At 69.0% G+C, this 15,983-nt stretch carries 18 protein-coding genes; 12 read left to right on the forward strand and 6 right to left on the reverse strand.

Annotated features, from left to right (window positions below; all coding sequences use genetic code 11):
• Positions 1–51: 51 nt before the first annotated feature.
• Positions 52–1,005 (reverse strand): FecR family protein, encoded by a 954-nt coding sequence (locus AVCA_RS10310; protein WP_012700853.1) that lies wholly within the window; start codon positions 1,003–1,005, stop codon positions 52–54.
• The gene (locus AVCA_RS10315) at positions 1,002–1,526 is read right to left on the reverse strand and encodes a sigma-70 family RNA polymerase sigma factor (RefSeq protein ID WP_012700854.1); all 525 of its coding nucleotides are present in this window, start codon (positions 1,524–1,526) and stop codon (positions 1,002–1,004) included. Before AVCA_RS10315 ends, AVCA_RS10310 begins: the two co-directional genes overlap by 4 nt.
• Before the next feature lie 453 nt (positions 1,527–1,979).
• Between AVCA_RS10315 and AVCA_RS10320 the strand changes: the two genes are divergently transcribed.
• From AVCA_RS10320 to AVCA_RS10370, 11 genes are all read left to right on the forward strand, one after another.
• Entirely contained in the window at positions 1,980–2,321 is a 342-nt protein-coding gene (locus AVCA_RS10320) for an HMA2 domain-containing protein (protein ID WP_012700855.1), read from the forward strand.
• Positions 2,308–2,991 carry a ferritin-like domain-containing protein gene (locus tag AVCA_RS10325; RefSeq protein ID WP_012700856.1) on the forward strand — a complete coding sequence of 228 codons (684 nt, stop codon included), beginning with the start codon at positions 2,308–2,310 and terminating at the stop codon, positions 2,989–2,991. The genes AVCA_RS10320 and AVCA_RS10325 overlap by 14 nt, the downstream gene beginning before the upstream one ends.
• A gap of 1 nt (position 2,992) precedes the next feature.
• A complete protein-coding gene (locus tag AVCA_RS10330) occupies positions 2,993–3,382 on the forward strand; it encodes a hypothetical protein (RefSeq protein ID WP_012700857.1) in 390 nt (129 codons plus the stop codon).
• Positions 3,379–3,735, forward strand: coding sequence for a hypothetical protein (locus AVCA_RS10335; RefSeq protein ID WP_012700858.1), 357 nt, complete (start codon positions 3,379–3,381; stop codon positions 3,733–3,735). The genes AVCA_RS10330 and AVCA_RS10335 overlap by 4 nt, the downstream gene beginning before the upstream one ends.
• Positions 3,719–4,237: a hypothetical protein gene (locus AVCA_RS10340; RefSeq protein ID WP_231876368.1), complete on the forward strand. Its 519-nt coding sequence runs from the start codon at positions 3,719–3,721 to the stop codon at positions 4,235–4,237. Before AVCA_RS10335 ends, AVCA_RS10340 begins: the two co-directional genes overlap by 17 nt.
• On the forward strand, positions 4,237–6,396 hold the full coding sequence (locus tag AVCA_RS10345) for a heavy metal translocating P-type ATPase (protein ID WP_015589524.1): 2,160 nt from the start codon (positions 4,237–4,239) through the stop codon (positions 6,394–6,396). Before AVCA_RS10340 ends, AVCA_RS10345 begins: the two co-directional genes overlap by 1 nt.
• A gap of 23 nt (positions 6,397–6,419) precedes the next feature.
• Positions 6,420–6,647 carry a FeoA family protein gene (locus AVCA_RS10350; protein ID WP_012700861.1) on the forward strand — a complete coding sequence of 76 codons (228 nt, stop codon included), beginning with the start codon at positions 6,420–6,422 and terminating at the stop codon, positions 6,645–6,647.
• Positions 6,644–8,980, forward strand: coding sequence for a Fe(2+) transporter permease subunit FeoB (gene feoB / locus AVCA_RS10355; RefSeq protein WP_012700862.1), 2,337 nt, complete (start codon positions 6,644–6,646; stop codon positions 8,978–8,980). Before AVCA_RS10350 ends, feoB begins: the two co-directional genes overlap by 4 nt.
• Positions 8,981–8,992: 12 nt before the next feature.
• Entirely contained in the window at positions 8,993–9,220 is a 228-nt protein-coding gene (locus AVCA_RS10360) for a FeoC-like transcriptional regulator (protein ID WP_012700863.1), read from the forward strand.
• 9 nt (positions 9,221–9,229) lie between these two features.
• The gene (locus tag AVCA_RS10365) at positions 9,230–9,775 is read left to right on the forward strand and encodes a hypothetical protein (protein WP_012700864.1); all 546 of its coding nucleotides are present in this window, start codon (positions 9,230–9,232) and stop codon (positions 9,773–9,775) included.
• Between the two features lie 212 nt (positions 9,776–9,987).
• Positions 9,988–10,482: a Dps family protein gene (locus AVCA_RS10370; protein WP_012700865.1), complete on the forward strand. Its 495-nt coding sequence runs from the start codon at positions 9,988–9,990 to the stop codon at positions 10,480–10,482.
• A gap of 25 nt (positions 10,483–10,507) precedes the next feature.
• Here the strand turns inward: AVCA_RS10370 and AVCA_RS10375 are convergent, their stop codons facing one another.
• From AVCA_RS10375 to AVCA_RS10390, 4 genes are all read right to left on the reverse strand, one after another.
• The gene (locus AVCA_RS10375; protein WP_012700866.1) at positions 10,508–10,936 is read right to left on the reverse strand and encodes an HMA2 domain-containing protein; all 429 of its coding nucleotides are present in this window, start codon (positions 10,934–10,936) and stop codon (positions 10,508–10,510) included.
• Positions 10,937–12,174: 1,238 nt separating this feature from the next.
• Entirely contained in the window at positions 12,175–13,131 is a 957-nt protein-coding gene (locus AVCA_RS10380; RefSeq protein ID WP_012700867.1) for a sensor domain-containing diguanylate cyclase, read from the reverse strand.
• Between the two features lie 128 nt (positions 13,132–13,259).
• A complete protein-coding gene (aptA, locus tag AVCA_RS10385) occupies positions 13,260–14,603 on the reverse strand; it encodes an omega-aminotransferase AptA (protein WP_175555925.1) in 1,344 nt (447 codons plus the stop codon).
• A 188-nt stretch (positions 14,604–14,791) separates the two neighbouring features.
• Entirely contained in the window at positions 14,792–15,454 is a 663-nt protein-coding gene (locus AVCA_RS10390) for a potassium channel family protein (RefSeq protein WP_012700870.1), read from the reverse strand.
• A 129-nt stretch (positions 15,455–15,583) separates the two neighbouring features.
• Between AVCA_RS10390 and AVCA_RS10395 the strand changes: the two genes are divergently transcribed.
• Positions 15,584–15,955: a DUF2946 family protein gene (locus AVCA_RS10395; protein ID WP_012700871.1), complete on the forward strand. Its 372-nt coding sequence runs from the start codon at positions 15,584–15,586 to the stop codon at positions 15,953–15,955.
• Positions 15,956–15,983 lie beyond the last annotated feature (28 nt).

Raw genomic sequence — 15,983 nt, forward strand, 5'->3', positions numbered from 1 at the left:
CGTCCATGTGCGACGAAGCCCCGGAATTTTCAGAGGGGATGCGAAAAAAAATCAGCTGTGCTCGATGTTCGTCCACCAGCCCAGGTAGCGATGGATGCGCAGCGGCAGGATTTCTTCGAGCGAAGCCAGCACTTGCTCGCTGTCGTCCAGGGGAAACAGGCCCGAGATGCGCAGGTCGGCGGCGTCCCGGGAAAGGCGCAGGTGACCGCGGTGATAGGGGCGCAAGGCGGCGATCAGCGTTTCCAGCGGGCGGTCGTGGAGTTCCAGCCAGCCGTCCTGCCAGGCGAATTCGCTCCTGCGCTGCGCCTCCAGGCGCTGGCAGCCGTCCGGGTCGAGGCGGGCGCCTTCGCCGGCCGCCAATACCAGGCTGTCGCCGGAGCGGCTTTCCAGGCGGACCTGTGCCTCCTGTACCCAGACCGTGGTTTCCCGTTCGCCGAGCGCGATGCTGAAGCGCGTTCCCAGGGCCCGCACGCGGCCGAAGGGCGTTTCGACGACGAACGGCCGCCGGGCGTCGGCCGTCACCTCGGCGAGCAGGGCGCCGCGCCGCAGGTACAGGCGTCGCTGCTGCCCGTCGTAGTCGATGTCGACGCGACTTTGTGCGTTGAGCAGAACGCTGCTGCCATCGGCCAGCGCGAAGCGGCGCCGTTCGCCCGTGGCCGTGCTCAGGTCGGCGACCAGGCCGTCCAGCGGCATGCCGGGACGGGTCAGGCCGAGACCGCCGAGCCCGAGCCCGGCCAGCGCCAGGGCACCGCGCAGGGCCTGGCGCCGGCTGCTGCCGGCGCTCAGCAGAGTCTTTTGCGCAAGGTCGGCAGGCTGGCCGGCGATGCCAGCGAAGGCGCTGTCCAGGCGCCGCTGCAGGCGCTCCCAGGCGCCGCGATGCCGCTCGTTTTCGGCGAGCCAGCCTTCGAAACGGCGGCGCTCGGTATCGCTCATCCGGCCGGAGCGTTGCAGGGCCAGCCATTCGATGGCGGCGCTTTCCTCGGGCGACAGGCGGGGAGGCTTCATGCCGCTTCGAGCGCCAGGTAGCAGGTGGTCAGCCCCTTGACCACGTACTGGTGCACGCGGGTGACGGATACGCCCAGGCGGCTGGCGATCTCCGTATAGTTCAAGCCTTCCAGTTGACTGTAGAGAAAGGCCGCGCGGGCCTTCGGGGACAGCCCGTCGAGCAACTGGTCGATGGCCGCCAGGGCTTCCAGGGCCAGGACGGTTTCCTCGGGAGAAGGCTGGACGGCCTCCGGCTGCTGCGCCAGGACTTCCAGGTAGGCGCGTTCCAGGTCGCGGCGGCGCCAACTGGCGTAGATCAGGCGCTTGGCGATGGTGGTGAGCAGGGCGCGCGGCTCGCGGATGGCGCCGGGATCGTCCAGGGCGACCACCTGGGTGAAGGTTTCCGAGGCGATGTCGGCGGCGTCGTGGGCGCAGCCGAGCCGGGCGCGCAACCGCCCGAACAGCCAGCCGTGATGCTCGCCGAACAGGCGATGGAGAACCTGGAGGCGCAGTGCGGGGGAGACTTGCGAGGAGGCGGTCATCGTGAATTGGGGATGAATTCGGCTTAATGATAAACAATATCATTAACAAAAGAGCCGGGCCGGGCAAGCGCCGGATTGCCGCTGGGCGTCATGGGAGCGGTGCCGGGCGCAAGGGGCGCCTGTCCGTCCGCTGGCGGCATGGATGTCCGGCAGCCCGGAAAGGCGGCGGGAGCGAAATGCGCTCGCCCGCGTTTTGACAGCTTCGCACGATGCTGCCATAGCTTGATCGGAGCCATGCCAGGGTTGCCGTTCGCTTCCCGGATCGCGGCTCTTCCAGTATCGGACCGTTGCCGAAAGCAGCGGGAAGATCGGTTTTTCCGCCATGCGGAGCCAAGAGGTCTGCGCGGCCTGCGCCGCCGGAGGTCCTGCGATGATCGTTCTTCGTCCTGCCGGCTTCTTTCCGGCCTGCCCGGCGCGGGTCGCCCGCCGGTTTTTCGCCGTCGCGGGGTGCCCATGATTCCGCCCTTCGACGAACTGCGCGATTACCTGGCGCACATCCGCATCGTCCATCACATCCACGGACGCATCCGTCTCAAACTGGTGAGCGGCTACGAGTCGCTCGCCGGACGGGGCCGGCAGGCTCGGCGATTCCAATCTATTCTGGATCGCACGCCGGGCATCCATGCGGTGCGGGTCAATCCGCTGGCCCGCTCGTGCTCCGTGGAGTACGACCCGCGGGTGATTCCGGCCGAGGCCTGGGGCGATTTCCTGGCCGGCGTCGATTCGCCCGCCGCGGCGGCCCTCGAACAGCTTCTGCGCGAGATTCATGGGGAGATCAGGCATGAGGAATTATGACGAGCCGATTCTGCGCAGTCGGAGGATCGCTCCCGCCGCTCCCTTTCCCGTCCTGCACCAGGCCGTGCGCATCGCGCTCTACGACGAATACGCCGGCCACGGTTTCCATGCCGGTGTCGTCGAGGCGTTCGGACCGAGGCAGCCTTTCGTCGATATCCTGCGTTCCGGGGAGCGACATATCGCCGCGCTCTCGAACCTGTGCCAGCGTTTCGGCATTCCCCGTCCGCTGGACCCTTTCCCGCAGGAAACCACGGTTTCGCCCGGTTGGCTGCTCAACTGCGAACGGGCGGTCGCCGGCGAGATGGCCAGGGTCCGCCTTTACCAGTACCTGCTCGCCCAGGTCGCCGAGCCCGAGGCGCGCCGGGTGTTCCAGGACCTGCTGGCGGCCTCGCTGGAACGGCATCTGCCGGCGTTTCGCCGGGCCGTGGAAGATGCCATGGCCCAGGAGCGCTATCACGCGGCCCGGGGCATACCGCCGGAGGCGGCCTACGTGCGTCATGGGCCGTTCTCCGACTTCCTGGAGCGGGTGCTCTCGCATGCCGGCCCGCTCGGCATTTTCAGCCCTCTCTTGCGGCACAGTCATCCCGCCATGTTGGCCGGCATGGTGGCGGGCGGAGCGGGGATCTATCTGTTGAAGAACCGGCCCGGTCGAAATCGAGAGGAGGACTGAGATGTTCCACATCATTCCCTTCGCCGTCGGCGTCGCGACAGGCGCCGCATTGCTCAAGCTGCTCAAGAGCGAGAAGACCCAGGAGGGCCTGGACAAGGCCCAGGGCGGTCTGCGCGAGGCCACCGTGTCCAGTCTGCAGGCGATCGAGAAGGCTTCGGCGCGGGCCCGGGCCCGCCTCGGCGAGAAAGCGGAGGCCGAGTCCGGGGAGACGCCCGTCGGCGAAGCGCCGCACCTGAGCGAAGAGGAGGCGGCCACGGCCCGGGCCGCGGCCGAACCGGCGACGGGCGCACAAGGCGCACAAGGCGGAACGGGCGGCGGCGAGCATCATCACTGGACCGCCAGCGAGTCCCTGGAGAACCTCGAGGGTGGCAAGGGGGGACGGGCGCCATGAGATACCCGCTCCCGGTCGGCGGCCTTGCGGTTTATCCGGCTTATCCGCTCCAGCCGCCGCCGCTGCCGATGAGCACCGAATTCACCCGCGCCTTCGTCGCCACCGCCTGCCTCGCCGCCTTTCAGGGCGGTTCCCGGTCGCCGGAGCGGCTCCGGCGGGTGCTGCGCCAGGCCCTGCAGGGCGGCACGGCGTTCGCCGCCGGATCGCGGGCCGCGACGGCCGTTCGCCTGGGCGACTATTCCGGTGCGCTGGTCGCTGCGGCGGCCGGTGCCGGAGGAGTGCTGCTGCTCGAACGCTTGCTGCGCGACGTGGCTCGGCTCGACAAGGAGGATCAAGATGGGCAAGAAGCGTAAGTACAAGAGGCAGCAGGCCGGGCCGGGTCCCTATGGGATGGGCTATGGCATGGGGTATGGCGATGTGCCTCCCCAGGCCGGCGGGCCGCGATACGGCGAGGATGGCGCTGCCGGCTATGGCGCCTATGGCTATGGCGGCGGGCCGCAACAGGGCTTCGATGGCGCGTATGGCGGCGCCTATCGCCAGCAGGCCCCCGGCTATGGGTACGGTTACGGCAATGGCGCGCCCGGCGGCGGTTTTCCCGGCTCCGGCCTGTTCGATGCCGGTCTGCTGCAGAACATGCCGGCCTTCCTGCGTTCGGGCAACGCCGAGCAATTTCTGCTCGGCGCGCTGCTCGGCGCGGCCGCCGCCTGGGTGCTGGCCGACGAGGAGCTGCGCGGCAAGCTGATCAAGGCCGGCATGAAGCTTTATGCCGGCGTCGCCGGGGGCTTCGAGGAGATGAAGGAGCAGATGGCCGACATCAAGGCCGAGGTCGCCGCCGAGCGCCACGGAGAGGCCTGATGGAGGGCGCCTGGTTCGTCCGGCTGCGGCCGCTGCACCGCACGCCCGGTCGGGTGCGCTATCGCTACCGCTGCCGGGCGGGAACGCCGCTGGACGCGCACAGCATCGAGCACGAGATCGCGACCCTCAAGGGCGTGCTGCAGGCGCGCGCCAATCCGGCGGCGCGCTCGTTGGTGGTGGAGTTCGAGCCGGGCGTCGTCGATCCCGACGGCCTGGCCGCCGCCATTCTCGCGCTCTCGCCCTCGGGGCTGCCCTTGTCGGCCGCCAATCATCGGTACAGCGAGGCCGCGCGCCTGGGGGCGGTGGCCATGAGCGGCGCCACCCTGCTGGTCGGCCGCAGCCTGCAACCGGGCCTGCAGGCGCCGGTCGCCTTCGGCGCCGCCGTGCCGCTGCTCGGCGAGGCGGTCGACGATTTCCTCGAGAAGGGCATCACCTCCCATGTGCTGGAGGCCCTCGCCGTGGGCATCTCCATCGGCCGCAGCGACTTCCTGGCGGCCAACACCACCTCCTTCCTGCTGGCCCTGGGCGAATACCTCGAAGAGTCCATCGAGCACCGTTCGGACGAATTGCTCAAGCACCTGCTGCGCCCGCCGGGCGGCGAGGTGTGGGTCGAGCGCAACGGCGTCGAGACGCTGATCGACGCCGCCGAGGTGCAGGTCGGCGACAGCGTGATCGCCGCCACCGGCACCGTGATTCCGGTGGACGGCACCGTGCTCGGCGGCGAGGCCCTGGTGAACGAGGCGACCATGACCGGCGAGAGCGTGCCGGTGGTGCGCCGGCGCGGCGACCGGGTGCTGTCGGCGACCCTGATCGAGGAGGGCCGCCTGCGCATCTACGCCGAGCGGGTCGGACGCCAGGCCGCCGCCGCGCGGATCGCCGACTTCGTCGAGCAGTCGCTGTCGGTGAAGAGCGAGACCCAGCTCGAAGCCGCGCGCCTGGCCGACCGCCTGGTGCCGATGGTGCTCGGCCTGGCCGGCCTCACCTGGCTGCTGAGTTCCGACGGCCAGCGGGTCGCGGCGGTGCTGCAGGCCGACTATTCCTGCGCCCTCAAGCTGGCCACGCCGGTGGCCTTCAAGGCGGCGATGTACCGCGCCGGCCAGTCGGCGATCCTGATCAAGAGCGCCAAGGCCCTGGAGCGCCTGGCCCGCGCCGATACTTTCGTCTTCGACAAGACCGGCACTCTGACCACCGGCGTGCTCCAGGTGACCGATTCGATCGCCTTCAGCGCCGCCTATAGCGCGGAGGACGTGACCAACCTGGCCGCCTCGGTGGAAGAGCACTACTTCCATCCGGTCGCCGAGGCGGTGGTGGCGGCCTCCCATCGTCTCGGCCATCCGCACCACTTCGCCCACCAGGCGGTGCAGTTCGTCGTCGCCCATGGCGTGGCGAGCGTGATCGACGGCAAGCGCATCGTGGTCGGTTCGCGGCACTTCGTCGAGGACGACGAGGGCATTTCCGTCGCCGCCCATGCCGAGGTGATCGAGCGTTTGCGCGGCGAGGGCAAGACCCTGCTCTACATCGGCTTCGGCGGCGAACTGATCGGCGTCCTGGGCCTGACCGAACAGGTGCGCGACAATGCCGCCCAAACCGTGGCCCGCCTGCGCGAACTGGGCGCCAGGCGCATCCTGATGCTCACCGGCGACCAGCCGGAGCGGGCCCGCGCGCTGGCCGAGGAACTGGGGCTCGACGAATTCCGCGCCGGCCTGTTGCCGGAGCAGAAGGCCGAGGTGCTGCAGCAGCTCGCCGCCGAGGGCGCGCGCATCGCCTTCGTCGGCGACGGGGTGAACGATGCGCCGGCGCTGAGCGGCGCCCTGGTCGGCATCGCCATGCACCACGGCGCCGACATCGCCCGCCTGGCCGCCGATATCACCCTGCTGGAAGACGACTTTTCCCGGGTCGCCGACGCCCTGGCCCTGGCCCTGGCGACACGGCGGCTGATCGACGGCAACTTCAAGCTCACCGCCGGGCTCAACACCAGCATCCTCGGTGCGGCGGCCTTCGGCCTGCTGACCCCGGTGGCCGCCTCGATGCTGCACAACGGCAGCACCCTCGCCATCCTTTTGCGTGCGCTGGCCGGCGCCGGCCTGCCGCGCGAGAGCGGAGGACGGGCGAAACGCCGCGCCGCGGGGCCGGCCCTATCGCCACGGGCCACCGACTGACACCGGAAACAGGGAGGTTCGCCATGCTGCTCAGAGATCTTCATGTCGGCGAGCGCGCCAGGGTCCTCGGCTTCGCCGAGGGCGGCGGCGCCTACCGCCGCAAGCTCCTGTCGATGGGTCTCACCCCGGGGGCGGAGCTCAGCGTCACGCGGGTGGCGCCGATGGGCGATCCGGTGGAGATCCGCGTGCGCGGCTTCGCCCTCTCGCTGCGCCGGGACGAGGCCGACGCGCTCTCGGTGGAGCGGCTATGAAGGAGCTCTACCGGATCGCCCTGGTCGGCAATCCCAATTGTGGCAAGACCACGCTGTTCAATGCCCTGACCGGCGCGCACCAGCGGGTCGGCAACTGGCCGGGAGTGACGGTCGAGCGCAAGAGCGGCGACTACCCGTTCCGCGGGCTGCGCTTCGAGGTCGTGGACCTGCCGGGCACCTATTCGCTGGATGTGACCGACCAGGAAGTCTCCCTCGACGAGAAGATCGCCCGCGACTATGTGCACGGCAACGAAGCCGATCTGGTGATCAACATCGTCGACGCCGCCAACCTCGAACGCAATCTCTACCTGACCAGCCAGCTCGCCGAGATGGGCGTGCCGCTGCTGGTGGTGCTCAACATGGTCGACGTGGCCGCGGCGCGCGGCATGACCCTGGATGCCAAGGTCCTGGCCGAACGCCTGGGCTGCCCGGTGGTGCCGGTGGTCGCCTCGGAGGGCGAGGGCATCGGGACGCTCAAGGCGGCCATCGCCGACGCCGTCGGCGAGCGCCGCGGCGCCAGTGTCTCGGTGCCCTACGACGTGGCGCTGGAAGGGGCGATCGCCGCCCTGGTGCCGCAACTCCAGGCGGCGGCCGCGCGCGCCGGCAGTTCGGCGCGCTGGCTGGCAGTGCGTCTGCTGGAGGGCGACGATCTCGCCCGCGAGAGCGCCGGCGGCGCGCTGAGCGGGCGGGCCGCGGCGCTCGCCGAGGGGCTGGATTCGGACGTCGACATCCGGGTGGCCGACGCTCGCTACGGCCTGGCCAACCGTCTGGCCAAGGAGGTGGTGGGCGTCGGCGGGCGGGTCGGGCGCGATCTGACCGAGCGCATCGACCGCGTGGTGCTCAACCGTGCCCTCGGCATCCCGATCTTCCTGCTGATGATGTATCTGATGTTCATCGTCACCATCAACCTGGGCGGCGCCTTCATCGACTTCTTCGAGCAACTCGCCGGGACGCTGCTGGTGGACGGCTTCGGCGCGCTGCTCGGCGCGCTCGGCGCGCCGGGCTGGCTGGAGTTGCTGCTGGCGCAGGGCATCGGCGGCGGCCTGCAGGTGGTGGCCTCGTTCATCCCGGTGATCGGCTTTCTGTTCCTCTCCCTGTCGCTGCTGGAGGACTCCGGTTACATGGCCCGCGCGGCCTTCGTCATGGACCGCTTCATGCGCTGGATCGGCCTGCCGGGCAAATCCTTCGTGCCGCTTCTGGTCGGCTTCGGCTGCACGGTGCCGGCGGTGATGGCGACCCGCACCCTGGAGCATCGTCGCGACCGCCTGATGACCGTCGCCATGGCGCACTTCATGTCCTGCGGCGCCCGCCTGCCGGTCTATGTGCTGCTGTCCGCGGCCTTCTTCGCCGAAGGGGCGCAGAATGTGGTGTTCAGCCTGTACCTGATCGGCATCGCGGTGGCGGTGCTGACCGGGCTGGTGCTGAAGAACACCCTGCTGCGGGGCGAGGCCACGCCCTTCGTCATGGAGCTGCCGCCCTACCATGTGCCCACCGCGCGGGGCGTGCTGATCCATGCCTGGGACCGCCTGAAACGCTTCATCTTCCGCGCCGGGCGGGTGATAGTGCCCATGGTGCTGGTGGTCAACGTGCTCAACGCGCTGGGCACCGACGGCAGCTACGGCAACGAGAACAGCGACCGTTCGGTGCTGGCGGCCGTGGGCCGCGGCGTCGCGCCGGCCTTCGAACCGCTGGGACTGAACGAGGAGAACTGGCCGGCGGTGGTCGGCATCTTCACCGGCGTGCTGGCCAAGGAGGCGATAGTGGGCACCCTGAACGCCGCCTACGCGTCCCTGGTGACGGGGTCGCGGGCGGCGGACGAGAAGGCGCCTTTCGATCTGGGCGCGGGGATCGTCGCCGCCTTCGCGACCATTCCCGCCAACCTCGTCACGCTGGTCGACGGCTGGCTCGAACTGTTGCCGGGCAGCGCCACCTGGCGGCGGGATGTCGTCGGCACCGAGCGGCAGAGTCTGCCGGACACGGAGCAGGCCGGCGCCAGCGGCGTTTTCGGGGCCATGGCCAGCCGCTTCGACGGAGGCGCCGGCGCCTTCGCCTATCTGCTGTTCATCCTGCTCTACATGCCCTGTACCTCGGCGATCGCGGCGATCTACCAGGAGTCCGGCCCGCGCTGGACGCTGTTCGTGGCCTGCTGGACCACCGGGCTGGCCTATGGCGCATCGACCCTGTTCTACCAGGCGGCGACCCTGGGCCGTCACCCGCTGTCTTCGTCGCTCTGGATCGGCGCGCTGCTGGCCGTTTTCGGCCTGGCGCTGTACGCCATGCGCCGTTACGCCCGGCGGGAGGCAGCCCTGCCGGCCGAGCCGCAACGAACCTGAGGAGGGAAGACCATGATCCTGACGGAGATCGGTCAATACCTGCGTCTGCATGGCCGGGCCAGCCTGCGCGATCTGGCGACGGCCAGCGGCAGCACCCCGGAGGCGGTCGAAGCCATGCTCGCCACCCTGGAGCGCAAGGGTCGCGTGCGACGGCTGCCGGCCGGCTCCACCTGCGGTTCGCCCTGCTGTCAGTGCGATCCGGGCACGCTCGTGCTCTACGAGTGGACCGGCGACAGTTGAGCGCTGCCGATGATCCTTCCCTCTACGCTGCTGGTGATCGGCATCCATCGCGAGGAGCTGGCCTTCGGTCGGGCCGTGGCCCGGCAGCTCGACCCGGCGCGGGTGGCGGTACTGGAGATTCCCGAGGGCCTGTCCGGACAGCCGCCGCCCGCCGCGCGGCGCTTCCAGTACGAGACCCTGCACCGGGCGCTTTATCTGCAACTGCTGCCCCATGTGCTGAACCGCCACCGTCTGCTCATCGACCTGCACAGTGGTTCTGATCCGCAGCTCGGCGCCGACCTGATCTGCGCCGATCCGGCGCTGTGCGCCTGCCTGCGGCGGGCGGTGGCCGGCGCCGGGCGCCTGGCCGGCCTGGAGGTGCGCGTGGTGCCCCTGGGCGACGAAGGCGCCGACCTGCACGCGCGCACCATCATCCCGCCGCAGGTGTGGCACAACCCGGCGTTCCGCTACCTGGGCCTGGAGATCTACCTGCCGGAGCCGAGCCGGTCCTGGGCGGGCGCCTGCGCACTGGCCCGCGAGCTGATCGCCATCGCCGTCGGCTGCGACGGCCGCTGATCCGGCATGGCGCGAGGGACGGCCGTCGAAGGGCTGGGCGCCGCTCCGGCGCGGGGCCGCCATGTCGCTGCGGCCCCTGTAATACAGGGTGCGCTAATCTTCTTTGCAGACGGCGGGCTCCGCCCGTCGGGACGGTTCCGGCAGCCCGCTTCGCGAGCGGAAATGTCCGGTCCGAGCATCAGGAAAGTCGTTTCTTCGAGAGGAGTGTTCCCATGGAAAACCGCAAAGCCAAGCTTCCCGCCATCGATATCGGCATCGATGCCGCGGATCGCGAACAGATCGCCAACGGTCTGTCGGCACTGCTCGCCGACAGCTACACGCTCTATCTGATGACCCACAACTTTCACTGGAACGTGACCGGTCCGCAGTTCAACACGCTGCACCAGATGTTCATGACCCAGTACAGCGAACAATGGTCCGCTCTCGACCTGATCGCCGAGCGCATCCGCGCGCTGGGCTTTCCGGCGCCGGGTACCTACGGGGAGTTCGCCAGGCTGGCTTCCATCGAGGAGGTGAAGGGCGTGCCGAAGGCGAGCGAGATGGTCCGCCACCTGGTCGCCGCCCAGGAAGCGACCGCCCGCACCGCCCGCAAGCTCTTTCCGGTAGTCGAGAAGGCCGGCGACCAGCCGACGGCCGATCTGCTCACCCAGCGCCTGGAGGTGCACGAGAAGACCGCCTGGATGCTGCGCAGTCTCCTGGAGGAGTAGGCCACGCACCGGGCGTGGCCGGGAGTCAGCGCAGCAGCGAGCGCCGGTGCACGCCCAGATGCACGCCCAGGCAGGCCACGAACAGGCTGCCGGTGATGGCGTGGGCGCTTTTCTTGCCGGCCGCGGCCAGCACCAGCGAGGCGCTCAGGCTGCCCAGCATGCCGAGCTTGGCGCCGCGGTTGATCTGCATCTTCAGCGAGCGCCGGCGCGGGGCCTGGGGGCGGGCCAGTTCGGCGTCGATGATCGAGTCGACCTTCGCTTCCAGCGCCTCGACCGCGATCCGCGCGGCATCGAAGTGCAGGACGAGGCTGCCGGCATTCGCATTGGGCCGCAGGCCGTCGATGCCTTCGAGGCCGGCCAGCGCCTCCTCGATCCGGGCCAGGCGTGTCCGGTCGCGCAGCGCTCGGTCACGGATACGGATGCGCCCGGGCAGCGCGGAAACGATACGACTCATGGGTGATTCATCCTGTACGGCAGATGGGCGGCTCCCCGGCAACCGTGGTTCGGCATGCCGTGCGCAGGGCTGGAAGGGGAGTCGACGTCGACGAGAGTGTGCGAAGCCAGGGGCTGTCGACGTTTTGCGCGGCTTGCGTCAAGAGGTCGCCAGCGCCTGGCGATTGATAATTATACGCATTTGTCTTCGCGGGCAAGCGAAAGCGGACGTCCGGTCGGGGCAATCGCATGAAGCGCTTGCCTGATATCGGACTGGAAAGATTGTGTGAACCTTGGCACGGCTGCTTGCCGAGGGGCCGGACGGTCCCTGTTTCGGCCCCCCGGCCGAGTCACTTTCTCTTTGCTCGCGCGAAAGAGAAAGTAACCAAAGAGAAAGCGCGCCCGATCATTCGGCCCCGGCTGCGCCGGGGTTCCCTCGCTCCGGCGCCGCTCCGGGGGCACGTCGCGAAGGGACGTCCCTGTCCCTTCGCGACTCGCTCGGCGTCCTGCCTCGCGTCCCCCTCCGCGACACCTGCGCTCGGCCTCCTGAACGGGAGTCGGTTCCGAGCTGCCTGAAAGCGCTTTTGCCCTTCTTGTGGCACGGCCTGTCAGGCAACGCCGGATGCCCCCTTCAGGAGGCCGAGCGGAATCGTCGTGGAAGGGGTCGAGCGGCAAGGATGCCGCGAGAGCCGCGATGGGCCATGGATGGCCCTTCGCGGCGGGCCCCTGGAACGGCGATGTAGGGAGGGAACCCGGAGCGAAGCGCAGGGCCGGATGAGGGGGTGGCCTTCTTTTTGGTCACTTTTTCTTGGCCAGACAAGAAAAAGTGACTCGGCCGGGGGGCCGAAACAGGGAGTGTCCGGCCACTCGGCAAGCAGCCCATGCAGCGGAGCCGAAGACCACACCGGAACGGACCAGGCACACAATCTTTCCAGTCCGGTATGGAGCGGGCATTTCATGCGATTGCCCTGGACGTCCGGTCGAGACTCCCTTCGCCGGAGCGGAGTGCGTCTCGGGCCATGTGGTCGGGAGCGGTCCTTCGTCCGGCGACTCGCGGACGATCGCGCGGGCCATTGCCGCGTTTCGCAGGATGCTCGTCCGCTCCTGAAATCCAGCTTTTCGAGTCAAGGGCTTGTACTGTGCCTTTGTCGGAGAACCGGGGGGCGAGCGAATTCATTCGCGATGCCTTCGCTTCCACGGTTCATCGCGGATGAATCCCGCCTCTTGCCGGCGGAGGCCTTGCAAGACTGTCCCCGGGACCTACGGGCCGGCGTGTTCCACCCGGTTGCGACCGTTGCGCTTGGCCTTGTAGAGCCCGGCATCCGCCAGGCTGAGCATGTGCTCGAGATCCAGCGAGCCGTCCTCGCAGACGGCGACGCCGAAGCTGGAGGTGCACTGGATGTGGATCGAGCCGTGCGCGAGGCGGGTGGCGGCGATGACCCCGCGCAGCCGTTCGGCGGCGGTCAGCGCTTCGGACAGGGTGGTCTCCGGGAGGATCAGCGCGAACTCCTCGCCGCCGAGTCGTCCGGCGATGTCCGCCTCGCGTATCTGCGAGCGCATGCCGTTGGCCACCGCGACCAGCACCTTGTCGCCGACCAGGTGGCCGTGGGCGTCGTTGATCTGCTTGAAGTGGTCCAGGTCGAACATGATCACGGCGATGGGGCCGGCGGCGCGCGCGGCCTGCCTGAAGGCCTGCAGGCCCAGTTGGAAGAACGCCCGGCGGTTGTTCAGGCCGGTGAGTTCGTCGACGTGCGCCAGGGCTTCGGCCTGGTGCTTGGCGGCGGCGAGTTCCTCCTCGATGCGTTTGCGCTCGGTGATGTCGGTGGCGATCTCGATGCGCACCAGGCGGCCGTCCGACCAGTAGCGCGCCTGGTCGCGGCATTCGTACCAGCGGCCGGTACGGGTGTTGCGGATCTCCCAGACGTAGACGCCGGCCGGCTCGCCGTCGGCGTCGAGCAGATGGGGGTTGCTGCAGAAATCGCAGGGGCCGGCCTGTCCGGCCTGCAGCACCTGCCAGCACTTCAGCGCCTCGGGGTCGCCGTAGTGCTGGCGCCCGTAGCTGTTGAGGTACAGCAGTTCGTGGGTACGCATGTCCGCCACATAGACGATGGCGTCGATGCTGTCGAGGATGATTTCGAAGCCGGCGGTACGGCTACAGTCGCAGGCCGTCCCTGGCTCGCGGCTGGTTTCTTCTGGCTTGCTTCCTGGCGAATGCATGTCCGGTCTACTGCTGGGCCGGCACTCCGGCCGGCGGGAATACACCCGTCTGTACCGGAGGTGGTCGACGGAGCCTGCGAGCAGGATAGATCAAAGCGCTAGCATCCGGGGCGCTTTGCGCCGGGCTTTTAGTCGAGTCCGCCGAGCACTTCGCCCACGGCGTCGAACAGACGATCCAGTTCGGCGGCGGAACTGCTGAAGGGCGGGCCGAACTGCAGGGTGTCGCCGCCGCAACGCACGTAGAAGCCCCGGCGCCAGAGCCGCATGGCCGCTTCGAAAGGGCGCACCAGGGCGTCGCCGTCGCGTGGGGCGAGCTGCAGGGCGCCGGCCAGGCCGCAATTGCGGATGTCGAGCAGGTGCCGCGCGCCACGCAGGCCATGCAGGGCGTTCTCGAAATGTGGGGCCAGTTCCGCGGCCCGCTGCAGCAGATTGTCGCGTTCCAGCAGCTCCAGCGTGGCGAGGGCGGCGGCGCAGGCGACCGGATGGGCGGAGTAGGTGTAGCCATGGGCGAATTCCACCGCGTGTTCGGGCAATTCCTGTCGCATGAAGGTGTCGTAGATCTCGCCCTTGACCAGCACCGCGCCCATGGGAGCGGCGCCGTTGGTGAGCTGCTTGGCCAGGTTGAGGATGTCCGGCGTCACGCCGAAGCGCTCGGCGCCGAACAGCGCGCCGGTGCGGCCGAAGCCGGTGATGACCTCGTCGAAGATCAGCAGGATCTCGTGGCGGTCGCAGATCTCCCGCAGCCGCGCGAGATAGCCCTCGGGCGGAACCAGGACGCCGGCCGAGCCGGACATCGGCTCGACGATCAGCGCGGCGATGTTCGAGGCGTCGTGCAGCTCGATCAGCCCGAGCAGCGCGTCGGCCAGCGCCGCGCCGCCGTGCGCGGGCAGGCCGCGGCTGAAGGCGTTCTCGGCGAGCAGGGTGTGCGGCAGATGGTCGACGTCCGATAGCGGGCCGAAGGCCTTGCGGTTGCCGCCGATGCCGCCCACGGCGGTGCCGCCGAGGTTGACGCCGTGGTAGCCGCGGGCGCGGCCGATCAGCCTGGTCTTGCCTGCCTTGCCCTTCAGGCGCCAGTAGGCGCGGGCGATCTTCAGCGCGGTGTCGGCGCATTCCGAGCCGGAGTTGGTGAAGAACACGTGGTCGAGGCCGGCCGGGGTCAGGCTGGCGATCTTCTCCGCCAGGCGAAAGGACAGCGGGTGGCCGAACTGGAAGCCGGGGGAATAGTCGAGAGTGCCGAGCTGGCGCGTCACCGCCTCGGCGATTTCCCGGCGGCCGTGTCCGGCGCCGCAGCACCAGAGGCCGGAGAGGCTGTCGTAGACCTGCCGGCCTTCGGCATCGGTCAGGTAATTGCCCCGGGCCGCGACCACCAGCCGCGGGTCGCGCTGGAAGTCGCGGTTGGCGGTGAAGGGCATCCAGTGGGCACGCAGGTTGAGTCCGGCGACGAGGGAGGATGTTTCCGGCGATCGATTCATGGGGCCTCGCAGATCGGCAAAGGGCTGGTTCCAGTCTAGGGCGTGGCATTCGTTTGGAATGACCGAGCTTCTCTCCCCGCGCCTTGCCCTGTGCTTGAACAGGCTCCGGCGCAACGCGGGAAGTAATGGATGGTACGCCCTGGTGGCCCGATCCTTCGCGGGCGATCCGGGAGCGGATGGCCGCTCGCCTAACGCTTGGCGCCGAGCACCGTCAGGCCGATCAGGCGCGAAACCACCAGGGTGAAATACATGACCCCGACGAATTCCTCGAGCATCACCAGGGCGCGGGCGAAGGGTCTGAGCGGCAGGATGTCGCCGATCCCGACCCCGGAGAGGGTGGTGAAGCTCAAGAACAGCAGATCCATCCAACTGCGGGGTGCCTCGGGATTCAACTGCCCGACGAAGCTGCCCGGAGCGACGAGCTGGCAGGCCACGAACAGGTAGGCGAAGGCCCAGGCCAGCAGGGTGAAGGTCGCGCCGGCGGCGAAGAGTTCGTCGGTGGTCGCTCTCGGGTCTTCCATCATGTAATGGATCAGGCTGCCTGCCGCATAGAGGTAGAAAGCGCTTTCCAGCAGGGCGAGGCTCAGCCTGAGTTCCTGGGCGAAAACCAGGGTGTTGGCCAGCATCAGGACGAGGATGGCGCCGGCCAGCACCAGGGCGACCCAGGTCACCGCCGCGCTGCGGCGCACCATGCGCAGCGCGGCGCCCAGCACGATGATCCCGAAGGCTCCGAACAGCACCGGTCCGATCCGGGTGTCCTCCATCAGCGGATAGAGCAGCACGCCCAGCAACTGGATGGACAACAGTCCGGCGGAGGGCAGGCGGATGAAATGCTGGAAGAGTGGCGGCATGGCGGTCGGCGCGTCGGCACTGAGGAAAAACCGGCAGAAGGCAGTGTAAAGAGGTCGGCCGGGGCTGTCAGGGCCCGCGCTCATCGGATAGATTTCCCGTTCTTCGAATTTCCGGTCCGTTCCACACCCATGAACCTTTCGCGCGACCATCGCTCGCTGATCGCCTGGATGCTGTACTTCAGCGTCCTGCTGAGCGCGTTGCACTGCGGCATCGGCCACGGGCAGATGGCCGGTTTCGCGCTGGCCGGCGTGGGTGGAGCGTTCTGCTCGGCCGAGGGGCATGCCGGGCCGACGCTGGATGGCGACAGCGGCGATTCCGTGGATGTACCGGACCTGGCCAACTGCCTCTTCTGCAACTTCGCCGTCCTTGTCGATCTGGCCCTGCTCGTCGCCCTGGGTACCTGGCTGCGCCCGTCGCGTCACTGGCGCCGCGGCCCGAGCCGGCACGGCAGGACTCCTCCTCGTCAGCACTGGCCGCCGGCCAACCCGCGCGCGCCCTGATTCCCGCGAGGCTTCGCCGCTTTCCCCA

The organism is Azotobacter vinelandii CA (assembly GCF_000380335.1).
In the GTDB taxonomy this organism is placed as follows: domain Bacteria; phylum Pseudomonadota; class Gammaproteobacteria; order Pseudomonadales; family Pseudomonadaceae; genus Azotobacter; species Azotobacter vinelandii.

Bases quoted from the DNA above. Each gene is read 5' to 3' on its own strand.
- AVCA_RS10340 (WP_231876368.1), top strand. From the start codon at position 3,719: ATGGGCAAGAAGCGTAAGTACAAGAGGCAGCAGGCCGGGCCGGGTCCC.
- aptA (WP_175555925.1), bottom strand. From the start codon at position 14,603: ATGAATCGATCGCCGGAAACATCCTCCCTCGTCGCCGGACTCAACCTG.
- AVCA_RS10320 (WP_012700855.1), top strand. From the start codon at position 1,980: ATGATTCCGCCCTTCGACGAACTGCGCGATTACCTGGCGCACATCCGC.
- AVCA_RS10335 (WP_012700858.1), top strand. From the start codon at position 3,379: ATGAGATACCCGCTCCCGGTCGGCGGCCTTGCGGTTTATCCGGCTTAT.
- AVCA_RS10370 (WP_012700865.1), top strand. From the start codon at position 9,988: ATGGAAAACCGCAAAGCCAAGCTTCCCGCCATCGATATCGGCATCGAT.
- AVCA_RS10325 (WP_012700856.1), top strand. From the start codon at position 2,308: ATGAGGAATTATGACGAGCCGATTCTGCGCAGTCGGAGGATCGCTCCC.
- AVCA_RS10330 (WP_012700857.1), top strand. From the start codon at position 2,993: ATGTTCCACATCATTCCCTTCGCCGTCGGCGTCGCGACAGGCGCCGCA.
- AVCA_RS10345 (WP_015589524.1), top strand. From the start codon at position 4,237: ATGGAGGGCGCCTGGTTCGTCCGGCTGCGGCCGCTGCACCGCACGCCC.
- AVCA_RS10390 (WP_012700870.1), bottom strand. From the start codon at position 15,454: ATGCCGCCACTCTTCCAGCATTTCATCCGCCTGCCCTCCGCCGGACTG.
- AVCA_RS10310 (WP_012700853.1), bottom strand. From the start codon at position 1,005: ATGAAGCCTCCCCGCCTGTCGCCCGAGGAAAGCGCCGCCATCGAATGG.
- AVCA_RS10375 (WP_012700866.1), bottom strand. From the start codon at position 10,936: ATGAGTCGTATCGTTTCCGCGCTGCCCGGGCGCATCCGTATCCGTGAC.
- AVCA_RS10365 (WP_012700864.1), top strand. From the start codon at position 9,230: ATGATCCTTCCCTCTACGCTGCTGGTGATCGGCATCCATCGCGAGGAG.
- AVCA_RS10350 (WP_012700861.1), top strand. From the start codon at position 6,420: ATGCTGCTCAGAGATCTTCATGTCGGCGAGCGCGCCAGGGTCCTCGGC.
- AVCA_RS10360 (WP_012700863.1), top strand. From the start codon at position 8,993: ATGATCCTGACGGAGATCGGTCAATACCTGCGTCTGCATGGCCGGGCC.
- AVCA_RS10395 (WP_012700871.1), top strand. From the start codon at position 15,584: ATGAACCTTTCGCGCGACCATCGCTCGCTGATCGCCTGGATGCTGTAC.
- AVCA_RS10315 (WP_012700854.1), bottom strand. From the start codon at position 1,526: ATGACCGCCTCCTCGCAAGTCTCCCCCGCACTGCGCCTCCAGGTTCTC.
- feoB (WP_012700862.1), top strand. From the start codon at position 6,644: ATGAAGGAGCTCTACCGGATCGCCCTGGTCGGCAATCCCAATTGTGGC.
- AVCA_RS10380 (WP_012700867.1), bottom strand. From the start codon at position 13,131: ATGCATTCGCCAGGAAGCAAGCCAGAAGAAACCAGCCGCGAGCCAGGG.